The following is a 5,553-nucleotide window of genomic DNA, read 5'->3' as shown; positions in this document are numbered from 1 at the left end:
TTTTAAATAAGCGCTTGGCGATGACCTACTCTCACATGGGGAAGCCCCACACTACCATCGGCGATGAGTCGTTTCACTTCTGAGTTCGGCAAGGGATCAGGTGGTTCCAACTCTCTATGGTCGCCAAGCAAAAAACTTTGGGTATTTATGCTTGAAACAAGTCCAATCAAGTAGAAGCTAATAAATCAGTTCGAGTCTAAATTCGTACGCGATGTGTCCATCATGTCTTCGTTAAAATATAGTTATTTGACTATCACTTACATGGTCGGCTAAAACCACTTGGGTGTTATATAGTCAAGCCTCGCGAGCAATTAGTACAAGTTAGCTTAATGCCTCGCAGCACTTCCACACCTTGCCTATCAACGTCGTAGTCTACAACGGCTCTTCGGAGGACTTAAAGTCCTAGGGATATCTAATCTTAGAGGGGGCTTCCCGCTTAGATGCTTTCAGCGGTTATCCTGTCCGAACATAGCTACCCGGCAATGCCACTGGCGTGACAACCGGAACACCAGAGGTTCGTCCACTCCGGTCCTCTCGTACTAGGAGCAGCTCTCTTCAAATATCCAACGCCCACGGCAGATAGGGACCGAACTGTCTCACGACGTTCTGAACCCAGCTCGCGTACCTCTTTAAATGGCGAACAGCCATACCCTTGGGACCGGCTACAGCCCCAGGATGAGATGAGCCGACATCGAGGTGCCAAACACTACCGTCGATATGAACTCTTGGGTAGTATCAGCCTGTTATCCCCGGAGTACCTTTTATCCGTTGAGCGATGGCCCTTCCATACAGAACCACCGGATCACTATGACCTACTTTCGTACCTGCTCGACGTGTCTGTCTCGCAGTTAAGCTGGCTTATGCCATTGCACTAACCTCCTGATTTCCGACCAGGATTAGCCAACCTTCGTGCTCCTCCGTTACTCTTTGGGAGGAGACCGCCCCAGTCAAACTACCCACCACACACTGTCCTCGATCCGGATAACGGACCTAAGTTAGAACTCAAAACATACAAGGCTGGTATTTCAAGGTTGACTCCACTCATACTGGCGTACAAGTTTCAAAGTCTCCCAGCTATCCTACACATGCAGGCTCTAAGTCCAGTGTGAAGCTGTAGTAAAGGTTCACGGGGTCTTTCCGTCTAGCCGCGGGTACACAGCATCTTCACTGCGATTTCAATTTCACTGAGTCTCGGGTGGAGACAGTGTGGCCGTCGTTACGCCATTCGTGCAGGTCGGAACTTACCCGACAAGGAATTTCGCTACCTTAGGACCGTTATAGTTACGGCCGCCGTTTACCGGGGCTTCGATCAAGAGCTTCGCATACGCTAACCCCATCAATTAACCTTCCGGCACCGGGCAGGCGTCACACCCTATACGTCCACTTTCGTGTTTGCAGAGTGCTGTGTTTTTGATAAACAGTCGCAGCCACCTGGTATCTTCGACCGGCCTCAGCTCAGGGAGCAAGTCCCATCACCAAAGCCGGCGCACCTTCTCCCGAAGTTACGGTGCCATTTTGCCTAGTTCCTTCACCCGAGTTCTCTCAAGCGCCTTAGTATTCTCTACCTGACCACCAGTGTTGGTTTGGGGTACGATCGGTGTATATCTGAAGTTTAGAAGATTTTCCTGGAAGCATGGCATCAACTACTTCATCCCCTTGGGGACTCGTCATCAATCCTCAGCCTTAGGAACCCGGATTTGCCTAAGTTCCCAGCCTACAACCTTAAACGCGGACAACCAAGCGCCGCGCTAGTTTAGCCTTCTCCGTCTCTCCATCACAATATACACCGGTTCAGGAATATTAACCTGATTCCCATCGACTACGCATCTCTGCCTCGCCTTAGGGGTCGACTCACCCTGCTCTGATTAGCATCGAACAGGAAACCTTGGTCTTCCGGCGTGCGGGTTTTTCACCCGCATTAACGTTACTCATGTCAGCATTCGCACTTCTGATACCTCCAGCATACCTCCCGGTACACCTTCAACGGCTTACAGAACGCTCCTCTACCATGCATACAAGTATGCATCCGCAGCTTCGGTGGTATGTTTAGCCCCGTTACATCTTCCGCGCAGGCCGACTCGACTAGTGAGCTATTACGCTTTCTTTAAAGGATGGCTGCTTCTAAGCCAACCTCCTAGCTGTCTAAGCCTTCCCACATCGTTTCCCACTTAACATACACTTTGGGACCTTAGCTGGCGGTCTGGGTTGTTTCCCTTTCCACGACGGACGTTAGCACCCGCCGTGTGTCTCCCGCGATTGTACTCCTGGGTATTCGGAGTTTGCATCGGGTTGGTAAGTCGGGATGACCCCCTAGCCGAAACAGTGCTCTACCCCCCAGGGTAAGACGCGAGGCTCTACCTAAATAGATTTCGAGGAGAACCAGCTATCTCCCGGTTTGATTAGCCTTTCACTCCAATCCACAGTTCATCCCCTCATTTTGCAACATAAGTGGGTTCGGTCCTCCAGTAAGTGTTACCTCACCTTCAACCTGACCATGGATAGATCACCGGGTTTCGGGTCTACCTCCAGCAACTAAACGCCCTATTAAGACTCGGTTTCCCTACGGCTCCCCTAAACGGTTAACCTTGCTACTGAAGAGTAAGTCGCTGACCCATTATACAAAAGGTACGCAGTCACCAGACTAAATCTGGCTCCCACTGCTTGTAAGCATGCGGTTTCAGGATCTATTTCACTCCCCTCACAGGGGTTCTTTTCGCCTTTCCCTCACGGTACTGGTTCACTATCGGTCGACAGAGAGTATTTAGCCTTGGAGGATGGTCCCCCCATGTTCAGTCAAGATATCACGTGTCCCGACCTACTCGATTTCACTTCAAATGCGCTTTCGTGTACGGGGCTATCACCCTGTATCGCTGGACTTTCCAGACCATTCCACTAACACATAAGAAGCTTAAGGGCTAATTCCCGTTCGCTCGCCGCTACTAAGGAAATCTCGTTTGATTTCTGTTCCTACGGGTACTTAGATGTTTCAGTTCCCCGCGTTCGCCTCTTTAACCTATGTATTCAGTTAAAGATAACCAGCTTATACTGGCTGGGTTTCCCCATTCGGAAATCCCGGGATATAACGTTTGTTGTCAACTCCCCCGGGCTTATCGCAGACTACCACGTCCTTCATCGCCTTCTGTCGCCAAGGCATCCACCGCATGCTCTTAGTCACTTGACTATATAACCCCAAATAGTCTTCGATCACCTCAATCAATTAGGCCTTTTGTATATAGCCCTAACTAACCTCAGCAATCACCACTTGGTACACTCAAATAACCGTATTTCGTGTTGCCAGTTCCGACTTCGAACTAACAACGCCAACATGATGAATACAAATTCGCTTACAAATTTAAAAAACTCTTTTGTTACTCATTTATTACTTTAGCTTCTACCTAATTGTTAAAGAACTCGTTCTGGTATAAATACCCAGAGATATAAGCTCTCTTATATCTCTAAATACTTTAAACAATCGGAATGAAAATGGTGGAGCTAAGCAGGATCGAACTGCTGACCTCCTGCGTGCAAGGCAGGCGCTCTCCCAGCTGAGCTATAGCCCCATTTTGGATTCAGATAAGCTTTTTGCTGTTAGGCGCGGCGGATAGAAGGGAAATTTGCTACCAGCAAATGACCGAGTATCCAACAAAGCATAAAAGCAAAATTGGTAGGTCTGGGCAGACTTGAACTGCCGACCTCACCCTTATCAGGGGTGCGCTCTAACCAGCTGAGCTACAGACCTATATCTGTCTTGTTACAGACATACAGCCTGAACAACCGATTGTTCCAGATAGTAAGACAATTTGTGTGAACACTTGACGATAAAAACATCGTTGTCGTTAAGGAGGTGATCCAGCCGCAGGTTCCCCTACGGCTACCTTGTTACGACTTCACCCCAGTCATCAACCACACCGTGGTAACCGCCCTATGTTAAGCTAGCTACTTCTGGTGCAATCAACTCCCATGGTGTGACGGGCGGTGTGTACAAGGCCCGGGAACGTATTCACCGTGGCATTCTGATCCACGATTACTAGCGATTCCGACTTCATGCACTCGAGTTGCAGAGTGCAATCCGGACTACGAACAGCTTTATGAGATTAGCTCCCCCTCGCGGGTTGGCAACCCTCTGTACTGCCCATTGTAGCACGTGTGTAGCCCAGGTCGTAAGGGCCATGATGACTTGACGTCGTCCCCACCTTCCTCCGGTTTGTCACCGGCAGTCTCCTTAGAGTTCTCAACTTAATGTTAGCAACTAAGGACAAGGGTTGCGCTCGTTACGGGACTTAACCCAACATCTCACGACACGAGCTGACGACAGCCATGCAGCACCTGTCACAGAGTTCCCGAAGGCACGAATCTATCTCTAGAAACTTCTCTGGATGTCAAGACCTGGTAAGGTTCTTCGCGTTGCATCGAATTAAACCACATGCTCCACCGCTTGTGCGGGCCCCCGTCAATTCATTTGAGTTTTAACCTTGCGGCCGTACTCCCCAGGCGGTCAACTTATCGCGTTAGCTACGCCACTAAGTATTTTAATATACCCAACAGCTAGTTGACATCGTTTACGGCGTGGACTACCAGGGTATCTAATCCTGTTCGCTACCCACGCTTTCGCACCTCAGTGTCAGTATCAGTCCAGGGAGTCGCCTTCGCCACTGATGTTCCTTCAGATCTCTACGCATTTCACCGCTACACCTGAAATTCCACTCCCCTCTACCGTACTCTAGTTATCCAGTCTCAAATGCAGTTCCCAGGTTGAGCCCAGGGCTTTCACATCTGACTTAAATAACCACCTACGCGCGCTTTACGCCCAGTAATTCCGATTAACGCTTGCACCCTCCGTATTACCGCGGCTGCTGGCACGGAGTTAGCCGGTGCTTCTTCTATAGGTAACGTCACAGTCAGCAGGTATTAACTACTAACCTTTCCTCCCTATTGAAAGTGCTTTACAACCCGAAGGCCTTCTTCACACACGCGGTATTGCTGGATCAGGCTTGCGCCCATTGTCCAATATTCCCCACTGCTGCCTCCCGTAGGAGTCTGGGCCGTGTCTCAGTCCCAGTGTGGCTGATCATCCTCTCAGACCAGCTACAGATCGTCGCCTTGGTGAGCCATTACCCCACCAACAAGCTAATCTGACGCAGACTCATCAAATAGCGAAAGCATATAAATAGAGGCCTCCTTTACACCATAGTGCACATGCGGTATTAATCAGAATTTCTTCTGGCTATCCCCCACTACTCGGTAGATTTCTACGTGTTACTCACCCGTCCGCCACTCGTCAGCCAGAGCAAGCTCTGCTGTTACCGTTCGACTTGCATGTGTTAAGCATACCGCCAGCGTTCAATCTGAGCCATGATCAAACTCTTCAGTTTAAAGTTTTTTCGAGATCGGAATAGATCTCTAATCTTTTGCTCAATGAATCACCAACTTATTAAAAATAAATCAATTAATCGAATTAATTTTAGGGTGTTGGTCACTTCATTGATAATGCGATGCATTACCTATCAAGTGCCCACACAAATTGTCTTACAAACTTTTAAAGAACGTCTTGGC

Annotated in this window: 2 tRNA genes and 3 rRNA genes; all 5 read right to left on the bottom strand. The window is 49.1% G+C overall.

What is annotated here, in order from left to right:
- Nucleotides 1-12 precede the first annotated feature (12 nt).
- A 5S ribosomal RNA gene (rrf, locus tag GJS41_RS11350) occupies nucleotides 13-128 on the bottom strand.
- Nucleotides 129-290: 162 nt separating this feature from the next.
- Nucleotides 291-3,181, bottom strand: a 23S ribosomal RNA gene (locus GJS41_RS11345).
- Between the two features lie 303 nt (nucleotides 3,182-3,484).
- Nucleotides 3,485-3,560, bottom strand: a tRNA-Ala gene (locus GJS41_RS11340).
- Nucleotides 3,561-3,662: 102 nt separating this feature from the next.
- A tRNA-Ile gene (locus tag GJS41_RS11335) sits at nucleotides 3,663-3,739 on the bottom strand.
- 98 nt (nucleotides 3,740-3,837) lie between these two features.
- Nucleotides 3,838-5,372 (bottom strand): 16S ribosomal RNA (locus GJS41_RS11330).
- The 16S, 23S and 5S rRNA genes sit together here with 2 tRNA genes alongside, the layout of an rRNA operon.
- Nucleotides 5,373-5,553: the final 181 nt, after the last annotated feature.

It is taken from the genome of Kangiella sp. HZ709 (assembly GCF_009674675.1).
GTDB lineage: Bacteria > Pseudomonadota > Gammaproteobacteria > Enterobacterales > Kangiellaceae > Kangiella.
The sequence above is the reverse complement of the archived record's forward strand: the minus strand, read 5'-3'. Positions and strand labels throughout refer to the sequence as shown.